The following is a 15,763-nucleotide window of genomic DNA, read 5'->3' on the forward strand; positions in this document are numbered from 1 at the left end:
TGGAGGCCGGCTTCAGCGGCCGGCTGCGCGCTCGTCGAAGTCTTCATCAAAGTTTTGATCCAAGTCTTGATCCAAGTCTTCATCGCGTGCGTAGCCGTCGTTTTCCTCCTCACCAGTGCGCGGCACCGCGAACGCCCACTCCGGCAGGTGCCCCGACGTGAGCAGCAGGTCCAGCAGGGTCGCCATGCTGTACTGCGAGTCGATGACGAGCGCCCGGTCCACGAAGATTCCGGCAACGGAACCGCTGCCGAGAGCCCACGACAGCCATGCCAGCATGCAGAGCGGCGCGGGCCGGGCCGCGCGCGGCGCCATCGCGACGACGGTACGCAGCAGGGTGATCGCGATGCGGATCCGGTCAACGTCGGGTCGTTCACGCTGCAGGCCAAGCATGATGTCGCCGGTGTGCTTGGCGTTCGGGTCGCCGGTGTGCATCTCCTCGGTGACCAGGTCGTCGAGACTGCGCCCGGTCTCGGACTGGAGTCGTGCGTATCGCCGATTGAGTTCGTGGGCGCGCATTCCCTCTGCACGCCCGAACGCGAACTGCACCATGATCTGGTCGCGATTGGGCGGCGACTGCACGAGCACGAGCAGTGCCGCGGCGTTCTCCTCCGAGGGCGGATTCTGCCAGGTCAGCGCCTCCTCGGCAATCATTACCGGGTCGAGCATAAAACCAAGGGTGGGAAATAGCGCCGGAGCGTTCTCAGCCCGCATGAGCAGGCGGTGGTACCGCCGGTAGACCCTGGCCAGGCGTTCCTTGGTAGCCGAATCAACGCCGATCGGCTCGACGCCGTTCTGCAAGGTGCCAAGCGGATGCTCTGCGGCGGTCGTCGCCGCCTCGAACACCTGCGACTCTGCGATGTCACTGAGCGGATGCCCGCCCGCCGGGCACTGCGGGTCACGGTAGCTGCCCCAGGCATCCGCTGCTACACACAGAGAATCTCGCAGCAGAAAACCGCTCAGCTCGAGTCGCCGATTCAAGATCTCGGCAAACCGTTCACCCGGGATGCCGGTGGTGCTCGCGAAGGACGCCCCGGTGTACAGGACCGGAACGACAGCGTCGACTCCCGGAATCTTGCACAGCATGCCGGCGAGAGTCGTCGCAATGCGCTTATACACCTTCTGGGGTGCGCCTGGTTCTGGCAGGTTGAAACGCAGCGCACCGCAGGTGCGGTTGCCGCGAAAAGCAACCAGAACCGCGCTGGTCTCGGGCAGAAAACCGAGCAACTGGGGAACGAGTGCCAGAAAGTCTTGTGCCTTCTGAGCTTTGACAATGGTGGGTTGCATGCAGCCACTGTGCCGGGGAGCGCACCCGCAATGGCCGCCCCGCCCGCATCTGAGGATGAACCGGGCGGGTCTACTGCTGGGGAGGAAGCGCGGCGAGCAGCAGCATTTCGTCGGCGCGCACAGCGTTGCCCTGGTCGTCGAGCACGTCATAGCCGTCGAGCACGATGCGCGCGGAGTCGATCCTGAGGTCAGGCGAAGAGGTTCGAAATGTATGCGACTTCGTCGACGGACGGGTTCCATGAGGTGGCCGCCGTCGCGTTTTGAATGATCTGCTCTGGCTTGGTGGCACCGGCGATGACGCTGGTCAGGCCGGGCTGCGCCAGGAGCCAGGCGAATGTCGCTGCGAGCATGCTCACTCCGCGCGCGTCGCACCATTCCTGATATCGCTCGATCACATCCCACGGGGCGTCGTCGGCGAGGTGGCGTCGGATCATCATGATCCGGCTGTCGGCCGGGCCACCGGTACGGGAGAATTTGCCGGTGAACAAGCCGTTATACAACGGAAAGAACGGCAAGAAGCCCAGACCGAATGCATTCACCGCTGGCAGCACCTCGTCCTCGACGTCCCGGACGAGCAGGCTGTATTCGTTCTGGCTGGAGATGAACGCGGGGTGTCCATTCATGCGCGCGGTGAACTCGGCTTCGGCGATCTGCCAGCCGGCCAGGTTGGAGTGACCGATATAGCGAATCTTGCCCTCGGTGATGAGGTCGTCTAGCGTGGCGAGGGTCTCCTCGATCGGCGTCGAAGGGTCCGGCACGTGCAGCTGGTACAGATCGATCCAGTCGGTCTGCAAGCGTCTGAGGGAGGCCTCGACAGCCAGGCGGATGTAGCGGCGCGAGCCGCGTGCGCCCCAGTCCGCCCCGTTCAACCCGCCCATGTCCATGCCGAATTTGGAGGCAAGCACGATCTGATCGCGTTTACCGCGGAGGGAATGCCCCATGAGCGTTTCGCTCAGGCCGCGCTCGGCACCGTAGATATCGGCCGTGTCGAACAACGTCACCCCCGCCTCGAGTGCCGCGTCGATCACCGCCGTCGTGCCGTCCTGACTCTCCGACGCTGTTCCCGTGCGGCCGAAATTGTTGCAGCCGAGCCCGACTGTCGATACGGTCAGTCCGGAAGAGCCAAGTCTGCGATATTCAATCTGAGCCATCCCTACAGACTAGGGGCGCGGCATCCGTTTTTGGCGAACCAATCTGCACCTCCTGCACAGGCGGGGTGCGGGGCCGTTGTGTACCGATGTCCGAAACCCGCGAAGTCATAACAGGGTCGGCGGCTACAGTCGAATCATGGACAGCATCCCGACGCCGCGAACAAATCACGCGCTCCTTCGTCTTCCCAGCCCCATCGGCCGGCTCGAACTCACCGCAGACGCGGGGGGCATCCTCACTCTTTCCATTGAAACCAACGGCCAGCTGCCCCTCGACGCGACCGCGGAGACGCCCTCCCCGGTGTTGCAGCGTGCGGCCGAACAACTCGATGAGTACTTCGCCGGAACCCGCCAGACCTTCGACCTTCCCGTGCATCTGACGCGGGGCACCGAGTTTCAACGCAGCGTCTGGGCGCGGCTGGCGACCCTGAAATTCGGCGACGTCATCTCGTACGGTGCGCTCGGCAGCGAGATCGGTCGGGTCGGATCGGGCCGCGCCATCGGCGGGGCCGTCGGCGCGAATCCCGTGCCGATCATCATCGGCTGTCACCGCGTGCTCGCGACGAGCGGCCAGATCACCGGCTACAGCGCCGGTCAAGGCATCACGACCAAGGCCTGGCTGCTCGACCACGAGAAAATCGCACACCGATAACCGCGCCGAACTCCCCGTCGGTTCAGCGCCGAGCGAGCGGGAGCAGGCCAAGCGCCCGCACTGCGTCGCGCTCCTCCACCAACTCCGCGACGGAGGCTGCTATGCGGCTGCGCGAGAATTCGTTCAGCTGCAGCGCGGGCACGATGCGCCACTGCCCATCAACGGATCGCACCGGGAAGGAACAGACCAATCCAGCCGGAACGTCATACGAGCCATCAGAGACCACTCCGGCGCTGGTCCAGTCCACACCGCGGCCGGTAACCCAGTCACGCACGTGGTCGATGGCGGCGTTGGCGGCGGAGGCGACGGACGAACCGCCACGCACGGCGATGATCTCGGAGCCACGCTGGGCGACTCGCGGAATGAAGGTCTCTGCCAGCCACCGCTCATCGACGAGCTCGCGAACCGCACGGCCGCCTGCCGTCGCGTGAAAGACATCCGGATATTGACTGGCCGAATGGTTTCCCCACACGGTCAGCCCGTGAATCGCCCCCACGCTGACGTCGAGGTGATTCGCCAATTGCCCAACGGCCCGGTTGTGATCGAGCCGCGTCATTGCGGAAAAGCGGTCCGACGGCACGTCGGGCGCGTGTGCGGCCGCAATGAGCGCGTTCGTGTTGGCCGGGTTACCCACCACAAGCACGCGCACATCATCGGCGCCGCCCGCGTTGATGGCGGTACCCTGCGGCCCAAAGATGCGCCCGTTGGCTTCGAGCAGATCGGCGCGTTCCATGCCCGGACCGCGCGGGCGAGATCCGACCAACACTGCGATGTTAACGCCTTCGAATGCGACAGCGGGATCATCGGTGACCGTCACCCCCCGCAGCAGATCGAAGGCACAGTCTTCGAGTTCCAGGGCGGTGCCCTCGGCCGCCTTCACACCTTCCGGTATTTCCAACAGGGTCAGGTGAATCGGCGTCGTCGTGCCGAGTAACGCTCCGGCGGCGATGCGGAACACGAGCGCATAACCGATCTGACCGCCCGCACCGGTGACGGTCACACGGACCGGTTGCCGGGTAACGGGAACGTTTACGGTTGCCGCTTCGGGTACGGTGCTGGCGTCTGTAGTCACGCGCCTAGCTTAACCCCGGTATAGATCGTGGATGATGCCGCGCGGCCCGCTGACGCGAAATGTTGCTCCACGACCAGTTCGAGCTCGCCGGGCGCACCGTGCTCCAGGCGAATTCCAACAGATCCGGCCCAGTCGATGAGTTCGGCCGCACTCGCAAAATCGTGTTCGTGTTCGAGCAGGACCCGGGTGAATTCGCCCTTGGACTTCTTATTGAAGTGGTTTAGGGCACGCTTCTGACCGTCCCCGCCGTCGGCGACGACCCGCAGATAGAACGACTCCGGTCGGACGGGTCGGGCGCCGAGAGCCACATAGGCTTCCGACCGCAGGTCCAGCAGCAACTCCCCGGTCTGGCCAAGGAGTTTCTGAATGTCAGCGCTCCAGTGCTGTTTCAACGTGTGATTGGCCACGGTCACATTCGGCACGCGCGAATCATGCGAGAGCCGGTACGCCGGTATCGGGTCAAGCGCAGCGAGGGGCCCAAGGAGTGCGGAGTGCACGACGAGGTGGACGTGCGCGAAGTCACGCTGAGCCGCCGAGAGGGTTCCAGCATCCAGTCCGTCGAACAGGACGCCGGTATACCGGTCAATGACCGCGAGCGTCGGAGAGGACAATAATTCGCGATTACGGTCGATCTCGAACAGCTGCGTGCGGCCCAGTTTGAGGGCGGCACGAGCAGCTTCCGGATGCCGCGCCAGGGCGACGAGCGCCCGCGCGAGTACCCGACGTTTCACATTCAGGCTCGGGTACGCCAGGAGCGACCAGTTCAGGGGTACAGCTTCGCCGCCGGAGCGTTTCGTCTCCGACGGCGGAAGCAGTATTAGCACTGGTGTGGCAGACGCAGGTGTTATGAACCCACGAGTTCGGCCGTGCGGGCCACGATGGTGACCGTGTCGTTATCGACCGACAAGAAACCATCCTCTGCCTTGGCCAGAACCTTCGAGCCGTCAGGCAGGGTCAGGCGGACGTCACCCAGAGCCAGAATCGCCAGCATGGGCTCGTGACCGGCGAGGATGCCGATCTCGCCCTCGACGGTCTTGGCTACAACCATCGACGCTTCGCCGGTCCAGACCTGGTGGTCGGCCGACACGATGCTGACGGACAGCGACTTTGCCATGCTTAGCCGTTCTCCTTCTGAATCTGAGCCCACTTCTCTTCAACGTCGTTGATGCCACCGACGTTGAAGAAGGCCTGCTCGGCCACGTGGTCGAACTCACCGTTGGCGATTGCGGTGAACGACTCGATGGTGTCCTTGAGCGGAACCGTCGAACCCTCGACACCGGTGAACTTCTTCGCCATGTAGGTGTTCTGCGACAGGAACTGCTCGATGCGGCGGGCACGGGAAACCGTGACCTTGTCTTCCTCGGAGAGCTCGTCAACGCCGAGGATCGCGATGATCTCCTGGAGTTCCTTGTTCTTCTGCAGGATCGCCTTGACGCGCACGGCCGTGTTGTAGTGATCGGCACCCAGGTAACGGGGGTCGAGGATACGACTGGTCGAGGTCAGCGGGTCGACGGCCGGATACAGGCCCTTCGACGCGATAGCTCGGGACAGCTCGGTCGTGGCATCCAGGTGGGCGAAGGTGGTGGCCGGTGCCGGGTCGGTGTAGTCATCGGCAGGGACATAGATCGCCTGGAGGGAGGTGATCGAGTGGCCACGGGTCGACGTGATGCGCTCCTGCAGGATGCCCATCTCGTCAGCCAGGTTGGGCTGGTAGCCCACGGCGGACGGCATACGGCCCAGCAGGGTCGACACCTCGGAACCGGCCTGGGTGAAGCGGAAGATGTTGTCGATGAAGAGCAAGACGTCTTGCTTTTCCACGTCGCGGAAGTACTCAGCCATCGTGAGGGCGGAGAGCGCGACGCGCAGGCGCGTTCCCGGCGGCTCGTCCATCTGGCCGAAGACGAGCGCGGTCTTGTCGAAGACGCCGGCTTCTTCCATCTCGGCAATGAGGTCGTTGCCCTCACGGGTACGCTCACCGACTCCGGCGAACACCGATACTCCACCGTGATCCTGCGCGACGCGCTGGATCATTTCCTGGATCAGCACGGTCTTGCCGACTCCGGCACCACCGAACAGGCCGATTTTTCCACCGAGAACATACGGCGTGAGAAGGTCGATGACCTTGATTCCGGTTTCGAACAGCTGAGTCTTGGACTCGAGCTGGTCGAAGGCCGGGGGCTTGCGGTGGATGGGCCAGCGCTCGGTGATCTCGATCTTTTCGCCGGGCTGGGCGTTGAGCACCTCACCGATGACGTTGAAGACCTTGCCTTTGGTGACGTTTCCAACCGGAACCGTGATGGGGCTGCCGGTGTCGCGAACTTCCTGGCCGCGAACGAGTCCGTCGGTCGGGTTCAGCGCGATGGCGCGAACGAGGTCGTCACCGAGGTGCAGTGCAACCTCGAGAGTGATCTCGTTCGACTGGTCACCGATGGTGATCGTAGTCTTCAGGGCGTTGTAGATGCCGGGGATCGAGTCATGCGGAAACTCGATGTCGACAACGGGGCCCGTGACGCGCGCGATGCGGCCAACAGAACCGGCCGTGTCCTCCGCCCGGACTGGCGCGATTGCGGTGTCAGTCATTGCTCTCTCTTCTCTGCCCATGGGACATGTGAACTACTTCTTAGCGGATGAGAGCGCGTCGGCTCCACCCACGATCTCGGAAATCTGCTGGGTAATCTCAGACTGACGCGCGTTGTTCGACAGGCGTGTGTAGTCCGTGATCAGCTTGTCGGCGTTGTCGCTTGCCGACTTCATGGCCTTCTGGCGACTCGCGTGCTCGGACGCCGCCGACTGCAGCATGGCGTTGAACAGACGACTCTCGATGTACACCGGAAGAAGGCTGTCCAAAACCGTTTCGACGTCGGGTTCGAACTCGTAAAGCGGAAGAACCTTGTTGTCGCCGGGTTCTTCCACTCCCTCAACGACCTCGAGGGGAAGCAGCCGAACAACTTCGGGAACCTGCGTGACCATGCTCACGAAACGGTTGTAGACGATGTGTATCTCGTCGACGCCGCCGTCGGAGTAGTCCGTGAGGAATGACTCCAGCAGTGCTTCGCCGATTTCCTTGGCCGTTTCAAACTGCGGCTGATCGGTTCCACCGGTCCAGACTCGCTCCGACGTGCGGTTGCGAAAGCTGAAGTAGGCGATGGCCTTCCGGCCGATCAGGAAATAGGAGATGTCCTTGCCCTGGCCACGGAGCAGCTCGCTGAGTGACTCCGCCTCCCGCAAAACCTGCGAGCTGAACGCGCCGGCCAAGCCTCGGTCGGAGGCGAAGATGACGACTGCTGCGCGCTCGATCTTCTCCGGCTCGGTGGTGAGCACGTGCTCGACGTTCGAGTATGTGGCCACCGCTGAAACGGCACGCGTCACCGCTCGCGAATACGGGGTCGACGCAGCGACCCGCGCCTGCGCTTTCTGGATGCGCGAGGCGGAGATCAGCTCCATGGCCCGAGTGATCTTCTTGGTCGTCTGGGCAGACTTGATCTTCTGCCGGTAGACCCGAAGTTGCGCTCCCATGTGTCTGCTTCCTTGTCTTTCAGTTCGTTGTCATCAGTGTTACTGCGTCGTCAGAGTCCGCGGGGACTACCGGCGGTGCTTGACGATTTTTTCCTGGTTGACGTCTTCGACGGCGATAGCCTCGAATTTCTCCGTGCCCACCGAGGCAAGCGGCTTGCCTTCGCCAGTCTGGAATTCGAGCTTGAACTTGTCGACGCCTGCGGTGAGGGCTTGCACGGTCTCGTCAGAGAGAACGTTGGTCTCGCGCAGGTTCTTCAGGATCTCGGTGTTGCGGCCGAGGAAGTCGAGCAGCTCGCGTTCGAAGCGCAGCACGTCCGGAACGGGAACCTCGTCGAGCTTGCCGTTGATGCCGGCCCAGATCGAGACGACCTGGTCCTCGACGGGATACGGCGAGTACTGCGGCTGACGCAGCAGTTCGGTGAGGCGGGCACCGCGGGCGAGCTGACGACGGCTGGCCGCGTCCAGGTCGGAGGCGAACATCGCGAAAGCTTCGAGTGAACGATACTGGGCCAACTCAAGCTTGAGCGTGCCGGAGACCTTTTTGATCGACTTGACCTGCGCGTCGCCACCGACGCGGGAGACCGAGATGCCGACGTCGACAGCGGGACGCTGGTTGGCGTTGAACAGGTCGGACTGCAGGAAGATCTGGCCGTCGGTGATCGAAATCACGTTGGTCGGAATGTAGGCGGCAACGTCGTTGGCCTTGGTTTCGATGATCGGAAGACCGGTCATCGATCCCGCACCGAGCTCGTCGGAGAGCTTGGCACAACGCTCGAGCAGACGGGAGTGCAGGTAGAAGACGTCTCCGGGGTACGCTTCGCGTCCCGGCGGGCGACGCAGAAGCAGCGATACCGCACGGTAGGCCTCAGCCTGCTTGGAGAGGTCATCGAAGACGATGAGAACGTGCTTACCGGCGTACATCCAGTGCTGGCCGATGGCGGAACCGGTGTACGGGGCGAGGTACTTGAAGCCGGCCGGGTCAGAGGCGGGAGCAGCGACGATGGTGGTGTACTCCATCGCTCCGGCATCCTCGAGGGCACCCTTCACCGAAGCGATGGTGGAACCCTTCTGGCCGATGGCGACGTAGATGCAACGAACCTGCTTGTTGCTGTCGCCCGACTCCCAGTTGGCCTTCTGGTTGATGATGGTGTCGATCGCGATCGCGGTCTTGCCGGTCTGGCGGTCGCCGATGATCAGCTGACGCTGGCCGCGACCGATCGGGATCATGGCATCGATGGCCTTGATACCGGTCTGCATCGGTTCGTGGACCGACTTGCGGCTCATGACGCCGGGAGCCTGCAGTTCGAGGGCACGACGGCCTTCGGTCGCGATGTCTCCGAGTCCGTCAATGGGGGCGCCGAGCGGGTCGACGACACGGCCGAGGTAACCGTCGCCGACGGGAACGGAGAGAACCTCGCCGGTGCGGTGCACCTCCATGCCCTCAACGATGCCTCCGAACTCGCCGAGCACGACGACGCCGATCTCATCTTCGTCGAGGTTCTGGGCCAGGCCCAGGGTGCCGTCGGCGAATTTGATGAGCTCGTTGGCCATCACACCGGGCAAGCCCTCAACGTGGGCGATACCGTCGCCGGCCGTCGTGACGTAGCCGACCTCGGTCGTTGATGTCTTGTTCGGCTCGTAGGACTTCACGAAGTCCTGGAGAGCGCCACGGATCTCATCGGGGCTGATCGTTAGTTCTGCCATCATCTTCCCTTTTCTGTACGGGGGTACAGGTTCTGTCTGTTCGAGGACGCTGCCGCCCTGGGTCATCTGGTGCTGCTGGGTTTATGGTGCTGCTGGTACCGATCCTGCTGGCACTCAGCGAGCGAGCTGAAGTCTCAGATCTGCAAGGCGGGTTGCGATGCTGCCGTCGATCACCAGATCGCCGATTTGCACGCGTACTCCACCCACCAGGGCCGGGTCGACGACCTGGTTGATGGTGAGTGCGCGTCCGTGGCGTTCCTGGAGGTTTTTCTGCAAGCGGTCGAGCTGGGCGGGCGTCAGAACGCTCGCCGACGTCACGGTCGCGATCGACGTTCCGGACTGGTCGGCCACGATAGCTGCTGCGTGTCGCAGCAGTTCACCGATGCGGCGGCCGCGAGGCTGCTGAACCAGATGCCGCACAATGGCGAGCGTCTGGCCGGAGACTTTACCGGCCAAGAGCTTCTCGACCAGGGCGGCTTTAGCGTCGACTTTTCCGAGCTTGCTGGCCAGGGCCAGCTCCAGCCCAGCGTCCGACGACACCGTCTTACCGAAGGCGAACAGTTCGCCCTCGATTGACGTTCCGGCCGCAGCAGACAATGCGGATGCCCGCAGGCCCAGTTCTTCGATCCCGGCCAGCAGGTCGTCGTGGCTGGACCAGCGTTCGGCAACGGCGGCGGAAAGCAGGTCGAGCGCCCGAGGCGTCACGTCGCGTCCGAAGACGGCACGAACGAGAGTGACCTTGGCGGACGGCTCCGCTGATGCATCGCCCAGGGCCGACACAAGCTGGGACGACGACCCGATCACACGACCGGCCCCGAAGAGGCTTTCGCCCGTCGCCAGATCAGTCGTGCCGTCGGGAACGGACAGTGCCGCCCTCGATGTGGCGAGTGCTTCTCTGGTGGCGCTTCCCATTTGCTAGATCTTTCCTGCTGCTGGAGCTGCTGCGTGAGCTGGTACTTCGCTGGCTTCGAGTTCGGCCAGGAAACGATCGACGATGGCACTGGCCTTCGCGTCGTTGGACAGGCTTTCACCGATCACACCCGAGGCGAGGTCGATGGCAAGGGTGCCAACCTCGCTGCGAAGCGATACGACGGCTGCCTGACGTTCGGCTTCGATCTGCGTCTTGGCGCTGGCCGCGATGCGACCGGCTTCGGCCGCAGCCTGCTCCTTGTGCTCAGCGACGATGCGCTGGCCGTCGGTGCGGGCCTGGTCGCGGATCGCGCCGGCTTCGGCGCGGGCGTCAGCAAGCTGGGCCGTGTACTGCACGAGTGCAGCTTCGGCCTTGCGCTGGGCGTCGTCGGCCTTGGCGATGTTGCCCTCGATGGCTTCTGCACGGTCGTCAAGAAGCTTCTGCATTCTGGGCAGCACAAGCTTCCAGAAGAAGAACAAAATCACGACAAAGCAGACCGCCGACCAGATGATGTCGTACCACTCCGGAATGAGCGGGTTCTTAGCCGCTTCTTCAGTTGCGGCTGCAATTACTGCGTGAAGCATCATGCCTCCTAACTAAGTAGTGAAGAGGACTAGTTCGTGAAGATGAAGTAGGTGGCGATGCCGATGAAGGCGAGCGCCTCGGTGAAGGCGATACCGATGTACATCAGCACCTGCAGGCGACCGGCCAGCTCAGGCTGGCGTGCGACACCTTCGATGGTCTTGCCAACGACGATACCTACACCGATTGCCGGGCCGATGGCTGCGAGGCCATAACCGACGGTCGCGATGTTTCCGTTGATTTCCGCGAGAACGGTTGTTGCGTCCACGTATGTTTCCTTCCGTGATGGTGAATTCGGCGAGTGCCGGATTCCTAAAGTGTCTAGTGTTCCTCAGCCAGCGCGAGCTGGATGTAGACGGCGGTGAGTAGGGCAAAAATGTAAGCCTGGAGGACGGCAATCAGCACTTCGAAGAGCGTGAAGGCGAAGCCGAAGACGAGGGTGCCAGCGCCGAAGAGCTTGAACCCGCCATCCGCAGTGAAGAAGAAGAACTGGGTGGCGCTGAAGAACAGCACGAGCAGGAGGTGCCCGACGATCATGTTCATCATCAGTCGGAGCGTCAGGGTGACCGGTCGCACCAGGAACGTCGAGATGAATTCGATCGGCGTCACGATGATGTACAGGGCTGGCGGCACTCCGGGCGGGAAGAGCGAGTTGCGGAAGAACTTCGCCGGACTCTTCTTGACACCGGCGTAGATGAACGTGCCGTAGGAGATGACACCGAGAAGTAGCGGAACCCCGATCACCGACGTGCCGGCAATGTTGAGGAACGGAATGATTCCGGTGATGTTCATGAACAACACCATGAAGAAGATGGTCGTCAGCAGCGGCAGGAAACGCTTGCCGTCTTTCTTGCCGAGCAGGTCTTCGGCGATGTTGACGCGCACGAAATCGAGTCCCATTTCGGCCAGGCTCTGGCCGCGGGTGGGAATGATCTTCATGCGGCGAGTGCCGAGCCAGAAGACCAGCATCAGAACGGTGATCGCGAGGAAGCGAATCAGAATGATGCGGTTGATCTCGAACGGAGTATCAGCAAAAAATATTACGTCGGGGAAGAACTCATTGATGGAGGGACCGTGAAATTCACCGTCGCCGGTGGCAGACGGGACCATCAGGTTTACGGCGATTTCTAGCAGCGCTTTCTCCTGTTTCGGGGCGGTGAGCTCTGCTCGCGCAACGACGAATGGGGCAGGTTTACGACGCTGAATAGCAGGTGCAAACCGGGGTGGGATCGGTGTTTACTCTAGCAAAGATCACGCGCGGAGCCGAATCGAGAGCAGGATCCGTGGGCGAACGGGTCGAAGGGTTACTCGTCGACCGGGGCGGGGGGCAGTCTGACGTCGCTGACGTACGGCATCCGGCTCGTCATAACCACCACAGCGTCCACGACGAGGGAACCCACGACGCCGGCGACGATGCAGAAGAAGAGCACCATCGGTTGAATCCACTCCCGATCCTGCAGCACCACGAGCAGCACCAGGAACACGACGAATTTGAGCAACCAACCACCCATGATGATGCCGAAGAAGCCGCCGATGGCGGATTCGTTTCCGGCCACCCGATTGGCCAGCAGAATACTGCCGGCCGTGATGCCCATGAAGGCCACCGACATGACCGTTCCGATCAGGGCGCTGAGCACACCGGTGCCGCCGTCGATGAAATAGCCGATGACGGAACCGACCACGGCGATGGCGATGGCGACCCAGGCCCCGTAGATCAGGATGCGACGCAGCACGGGGATCGAGGTGGGCTGGGTGGAGGCGGGTGGGGTGGCGCTGGTCATACGTTCTCCTCGGCAGGCGCCGCCGCGGAGGCGGTCGCTCGTGTCGTGTGTGGTTCTGCTGTTGCAGTGGCGGGGATGGTCTGGTCGTGAGCCTGGGCGGCTTCGTCGAGTGGGTCGAGCTGATCGAGCAGGGCTCCCTGCACCGGAGCCGACTGGCTGATCCATTCACCGGTCTTGCGGCGGCCGAGCGGTGCGAGCGTGACGACGGTGCAGATGAGCAGCGAGGTCACCAGGAAGATGGTCGCATACCAGGTCGGCAGGGCGAAATAGACCGGCAGGATGTAGTAGAGCAGGCATCCAATGGATGCTGCGGCTGTCCACCCGTAGAAGATCAATACGGCGTGCAGGTGGGAGTGTCCCATATCGAGCAGCCGGTGGTGCAGGTGTTTCCGGTCGGCGCTGAAGGGCGATTTGCCAGCCCGCACCCGCCGGAACACAGCCAGCCCGAAGTCGAGCAGCGGAATGATCATGATCGCCACCGGCAGCAGGATGGGGATGAACGCCGGGAAGAGCTGCGAGCGGTTGATAGCGGTCGGGTCGATCTGGCCGGTGATGGCGATGGCGCTCGTGGCCATGAGTAGGCCGACGAGGAGCGCGCCGGCATCGCCCATGAACATCTTGGCCGGATGCCAGTTCAACGGGAGGAACCCCACACAGGCACCGACCAGGATGGCGGCAATGAGGGAGGCGAGGTTGAAGTAGTTGGTCGGCGAGGTGTCACGCACGAGCAAATAGCTGTAGAGAAAGAACACACCGTTGGCGATCAGGGCCACGCCGGTGACGAGGCCGTCGAGGCCGTCGATGAAGTTGATCATGTTCATGACCACCACGATGGCGACGACCGTGAACACTATCGACATCCAGCCACTGCCGACCGTCAATCCGCCGATCGGCAGGGAGTAGATCTGTACGCCCTGCCAGGCGACGAGCCCGGCGGCGATGAACTGGCCGGCCAGTTTGGTCATCCAGTCGAGGTCCCAGATGTCGTCGGCGACGCCGACGAGCACGATGAGCAGGGCCGCGCCGAGAATGGCGAGAATCTGATGCGGATCGGCGAACACCAGCCGGAGCGGTGCGAAGGCGCCCGCCACAATGTAGGCGATACCGAAGGCAACCAGGATGCCGAGGAACATGGCGATGCCGCCGAGGCGCGGCGTGGGCCGGGTGTGCACGTCACGTTCGCGAATTTTCGGGTACAGCCGGTACTTGTGGCTGAGTTTGTAGACCACGATCGAGAGCGCGAACGTGACGATCGCGGAAACGAGCGCGAGCAGGAAAAAAAGAGTCATGTGCTACCGGCTGGCATCCGATTCGTCCTGAGCGGCGTCCTGGGACGGGGCAAGGACCGTAGGTGCCGCATCCGCTGGAACCGGTTCTGCTGGTGTTCCGGGCACAGCGGGCTCGGCGGCGAGCAGGTCGCCCACGACAGCCTCGATCGCGTCGCGGGAGATGACGCCGCTACGCACGATGTAGAGGAAACCGCCGTTCGTCTCGAATCCGCTCGCGTCCACGATCGTCGAGGAACCGTCGCCGGTCTGGCCGAACACGCTGTCATACGTTGTGCCGGCGGTGCCGCCGTCGAGGTAGACGGCGACGTTCTCGCCGAATGCCGCTTCGGCGGCCTGGGCGTCACGGGTTGCGGGCATCCCGCTGAGGTTGGCGCTCGAGACGGCGAGCGGGCCGGTTTCGGCGAGCAGATCGAGCGTGATCTGGTTGCTCGGCATGCGCAGCGCAACGGTGCCGCGGGTTTCACCGAGATCCCAGACCAGCGAGGGCTGGGCGTTCACGATGACCGTCAATCCGCCGGGCCAGAACGCCGCGACCAGATCGCGCACCGGCTGGGGCACGTCAACGGCCAGGGCGTCGAGGGTGGGAATGCCGGGAATGAGAACGGGCGGAGGCGATTGGCGCCCGCGGCCCTTCGCGTCGAGAAGCAGCTGTACTGCCTCGGCGTTGAATGCGTCAGCGGCCACACCGTAGACCGTGTCGGTGGGGACGACGACGAGCGCGCCGCGGCCGATCGCTGTGCGCGCCAGTGCGATGTGCGCGCGGTAGTTCGAGGGGCTCGTGTCTGACTCGCTCGTGTCTGAGTCGCTCGTGCAATCGTAGATACGTGTCATTTCCGGCAATTCTAGCCCAGCGCGGCTGTAAAGAGCGGATGCGCGCCCAGTTCACGGGCACGGTGCGGTCTAGGGGTGCACCGCCGTGGTGGCTCGGTCACGGCTGGTGTAATCGCGGTGCGTCGCCGGTACGCGCCAACCGTCGGCGCTGAGCAGCGCACGGATGTCCGCTCCCTGCAGTTCGCCGTGCTCGATGACGAGCACACCGCCGGCCCGCAGCAATCGCAGGCCGGTTATCGACACGCTGCGCACCACGTCGAGGCCATCGGCGCCGCCGAACAGTGCGTGGGCGGGATCGTACAGGCGTACTTCGGGATCGCGGGGAATCGCATCCGCAGGAATGTAGGGCGGATTCGAGATGACGACGGCGACCGTGCCGTCGAGCAGAGCGAACGCGTCGGCGAGGTCACCGAATGCGAGGGTGGCGTTGCCGGCGGCGATCTCGTCGAAGTTGCGGGTGGTCCAGGGGAAGGCTTCCGGCGAGTTTTCGATCGCGAAAATGCGGGCGTGCGGCACCTCGGTGGCCAGGGCCAGGGCGATCGCGCCGCTTCCAGTGCCGAGGTCGACGCCGATCGGCTCCGGATCAGGCATGGAACGCAGCGCGTCGATGGCGAATTGGGCGACCTGCTCCGTTTCGGGGCGCGGCACGAACACCCCCGGCCCCACGTTCAAGGACAGGGACCGGAACGGGGCCCGGCCGGTGATGTGCTGCAGTGGTTCGCGCGTGCTGCGGCGGGCCAGCAGGGTGTCGATGACGGCGGCATCCTCTTGACTGATCGGTCGATCCAGGATGCTGCCGGCCTGCACCTCACCGCGGCTTTGGCCGAGCACGTGGCCGATCAGCAGGTCGGCGTCGACCTCGGGATCGGTGATGCCGGCCGCGGTGAGCAGGCCGATCGCTCGGTTTCGCACGGAAGTCAGGGTCGGGGGCAGGGCAGAATCTGAAGATGGCACGTAGTGAAATGTAACGCACCAATTCGTTGCGGGCCCGAAG

Annotated in this window: 17 protein-coding genes; 1 reads left to right on the forward strand and 16 read right to left on the reverse strand. The window is 63.5% G+C overall.

What is annotated here, in order from left to right:
• Positions 1–12 precede the first annotated feature (12 nt).
• Both E3T50_RS11720 and E3T50_RS11725 read right to left on the reverse strand, forming a co-directional pair.
• Complete coding sequence (locus E3T50_RS11720) at positions 13–1,284, reverse strand: DUF4192 family protein (RefSeq protein WP_166784286.1); 1,272 nt, start codon at positions 1,282–1,284, stop codon at positions 13–15.
• A 188-nt stretch (positions 1,285–1,472) separates the two neighbouring features.
• Positions 1,473–2,435 (reverse strand): aldo/keto reductase, encoded by a 963-nt coding sequence (locus E3T50_RS11725; protein ID WP_134552071.1) that lies wholly within the window; start codon positions 2,433–2,435, stop codon positions 1,473–1,475.
• Positions 2,436–2,571: 136 nt separating this feature from the next.
• Here E3T50_RS11725 and E3T50_RS11730 point away from each other — a divergent pair, with 136 nt between their 5' ends.
• Positions 2,572–3,084 carry a methylated-DNA--[protein]-cysteine S-methyltransferase gene (locus E3T50_RS11730; RefSeq protein ID WP_134460089.1) on the forward strand — a complete coding sequence of 171 codons (513 nt, stop codon included), beginning with the start codon at positions 2,572–2,574 and terminating at the stop codon, positions 3,082–3,084.
• Positions 3,085–3,106: 22 nt separating this feature from the next.
• Here the strand turns inward: E3T50_RS11730 and E3T50_RS11735 are convergent, their stop codons facing one another.
• From E3T50_RS11735 to prmC, 14 genes are all read right to left on the reverse strand, one after another.
• On the reverse strand, positions 3,107–4,156 hold the full coding sequence (locus E3T50_RS11735; RefSeq protein ID WP_134552073.1) for a malate dehydrogenase: 1,050 nt from the start codon (positions 4,154–4,156) through the stop codon (positions 3,107–3,109).
• Complete coding sequence (locus E3T50_RS11740) at positions 4,153–4,980, reverse strand: YaaA family protein (RefSeq protein WP_134552075.1); 828 nt, start codon at positions 4,978–4,980, stop codon at positions 4,153–4,155. The genes E3T50_RS11735 and E3T50_RS11740 overlap by 4 nt, the downstream gene beginning before the upstream one ends.
• A gap of 20 nt (positions 4,981–5,000) precedes the next feature.
• Complete coding sequence (locus tag E3T50_RS11745) at positions 5,001–5,270, reverse strand: F0F1 ATP synthase subunit epsilon (RefSeq protein WP_134460096.1); 270 nt, start codon at positions 5,268–5,270, stop codon at positions 5,001–5,003.
• 2 nt (positions 5,271–5,272) lie between these two features.
• Complete coding sequence (gene atpD / locus E3T50_RS11750) at positions 5,273–6,736, reverse strand: F0F1 ATP synthase subunit beta (protein ID WP_134460099.1); 1,464 nt, start codon at positions 6,734–6,736, stop codon at positions 5,273–5,275.
• Positions 6,737–6,769: 33 nt separating this feature from the next.
• Positions 6,770–7,672 carry a F0F1 ATP synthase subunit gamma gene (locus tag E3T50_RS11755; protein WP_134552077.1) on the reverse strand — a complete coding sequence of 301 codons (903 nt, stop codon included), beginning with the start codon at positions 7,670–7,672 and terminating at the stop codon, positions 6,770–6,772.
• 66 nt (positions 7,673–7,738) lie between these two features.
• On the reverse strand, positions 7,739–9,376 hold the full coding sequence (gene atpA, locus E3T50_RS11760) for a F0F1 ATP synthase subunit alpha (RefSeq protein ID WP_134552126.1): 1,638 nt from the start codon (positions 9,374–9,376) through the stop codon (positions 7,739–7,741).
• 114 nt (positions 9,377–9,490) lie between these two features.
• The gene (locus tag E3T50_RS11765) at positions 9,491–10,288 is read right to left on the reverse strand and encodes a F0F1 ATP synthase subunit delta (RefSeq protein ID WP_134552079.1); all 798 of its coding nucleotides are present in this window, start codon (positions 10,286–10,288) and stop codon (positions 9,491–9,493) included.
• A 3-nt stretch (positions 10,289–10,291) separates the two neighbouring features.
• Positions 10,292–10,870, reverse strand: a complete 579-nt coding sequence (locus E3T50_RS11770; RefSeq protein WP_134460108.1) for a F0F1 ATP synthase subunit B — start codon at positions 10,868–10,870, stop codon at positions 10,292–10,294.
• A gap of 29 nt (positions 10,871–10,899) precedes the next feature.
• On the reverse strand, positions 10,900–11,136 hold the full coding sequence (gene atpE, locus E3T50_RS11775) for an ATP synthase F0 subunit C (RefSeq protein WP_079728361.1): 237 nt from the start codon (positions 11,134–11,136) through the stop codon (positions 10,900–10,902).
• A 53-nt stretch (positions 11,137–11,189) separates the two neighbouring features.
• A complete protein-coding gene (gene atpB / locus E3T50_RS11780; RefSeq protein ID WP_134552081.1) occupies positions 11,190–11,978 on the reverse strand; it encodes a F0F1 ATP synthase subunit A in 789 nt (262 codons plus the stop codon).
• Between the two features lie 194 nt (positions 11,979–12,172).
• On the reverse strand, positions 12,173–12,649 hold the full coding sequence (locus E3T50_RS11785) for a Cg1360 family ATP-synthase-associated protein (RefSeq protein WP_134552083.1): 477 nt from the start codon (positions 12,647–12,649) through the stop codon (positions 12,173–12,175).
• Complete coding sequence (locus tag E3T50_RS11790) at positions 12,646–13,938, reverse strand: MraY family glycosyltransferase (RefSeq protein ID WP_134552085.1); 1,293 nt, start codon at positions 13,936–13,938, stop codon at positions 12,646–12,648. The genes E3T50_RS11785 and E3T50_RS11790 overlap by 4 nt, the downstream gene beginning before the upstream one ends.
• A gap of 3 nt (positions 13,939–13,941) precedes the next feature.
• Positions 13,942–14,769: an L-threonylcarbamoyladenylate synthase gene (locus tag E3T50_RS11795; protein WP_134552087.1), complete on the reverse strand. Its 828-nt coding sequence runs from the start codon at positions 14,767–14,769 to the stop codon at positions 13,942–13,944.
• A 69-nt stretch (positions 14,770–14,838) separates the two neighbouring features.
• On the reverse strand, positions 14,839–15,702 hold the full coding sequence (gene prmC, locus E3T50_RS11800; RefSeq protein WP_174844753.1) for a peptide chain release factor N(5)-glutamine methyltransferase: 864 nt from the start codon (positions 15,700–15,702) through the stop codon (positions 14,839–14,841).
• Positions 15,703–15,763 lie beyond the last annotated feature (61 nt).

Source organism: Cryobacterium gelidum (assembly GCF_004403985.1).
GTDB lineage: Bacteria > Actinomycetota > Actinomycetes > Actinomycetales > Microbacteriaceae > Cryobacterium > Cryobacterium gelidum.

Excerpts from the sequence above, each read along its gene's own strand:
- E3T50_RS11745 (WP_134460096.1), bottom strand. The coding sequence starts at position 5,270 with ATGGCAAAGTCGCTGTCCGTCAGCATCGTGTCGGCCGACCACCAGGTC.
- E3T50_RS11790 (WP_134552085.1), bottom strand. The coding sequence starts at position 13,938 with ATGACTCTTTTTTTCCTGCTCGCGCTCGTTTCCGCGATCGTCACGTTC.
- E3T50_RS11795 (WP_134552087.1), bottom strand. The coding sequence starts at position 14,769 with ATGACACGTATCTACGATTGCACGAGCGACTCAGACACGAGCGAGTCA.
- E3T50_RS11720 (WP_166784286.1), bottom strand. The coding sequence starts at position 1,284 with ATGCAACCCACCATTGTCAAAGCTCAGAAGGCACAAGACTTTCTGGCA.
- E3T50_RS11770 (WP_134460108.1), bottom strand. The coding sequence starts at position 10,870 with ATGCTTCACGCAGTAATTGCAGCCGCAACTGAAGAAGCGGCTAAGAAC.
- E3T50_RS11765 (WP_134552079.1), bottom strand. The coding sequence starts at position 10,288 with ATGGGAAGCGCCACCAGAGAAGCACTCGCCACATCGAGGGCGGCACTG.
- atpB (WP_134552081.1), bottom strand. The coding sequence starts at position 11,978 with ATGGTCCCGTCTGCCACCGGCGACGGTGAATTTCACGGTCCCTCCATC.
- E3T50_RS11785 (WP_134552083.1), bottom strand. The coding sequence starts at position 12,649 with ATGACCAGCGCCACCCCACCCGCCTCCACCCAGCCCACCTCGATCCCC.
- E3T50_RS11755 (WP_134552077.1), bottom strand. The coding sequence starts at position 7,672 with ATGGGAGCGCAACTTCGGGTCTACCGGCAGAAGATCAAGTCTGCCCAG.
- atpA (WP_134552126.1), bottom strand. The coding sequence starts at position 9,376 with ATGGCAGAACTAACGATCAGCCCCGATGAGATCCGTGGCGCTCTCCAG.
- atpD (WP_134460099.1), bottom strand. The coding sequence starts at position 6,736 with ATGACTGACACCGCAATCGCGCCAGTCCGGGCGGAGGACACGGCCGGT.
- E3T50_RS11730 (WP_134460089.1), top strand. The coding sequence starts at position 2,572 with ATGGACAGCATCCCGACGCCGCGAACAAATCACGCGCTCCTTCGTCTT.
- E3T50_RS11725 (WP_134552071.1), bottom strand. The coding sequence starts at position 2,435 with ATGGCTCAGATTGAATATCGCAGACTTGGCTCTTCCGGACTGACCGTA.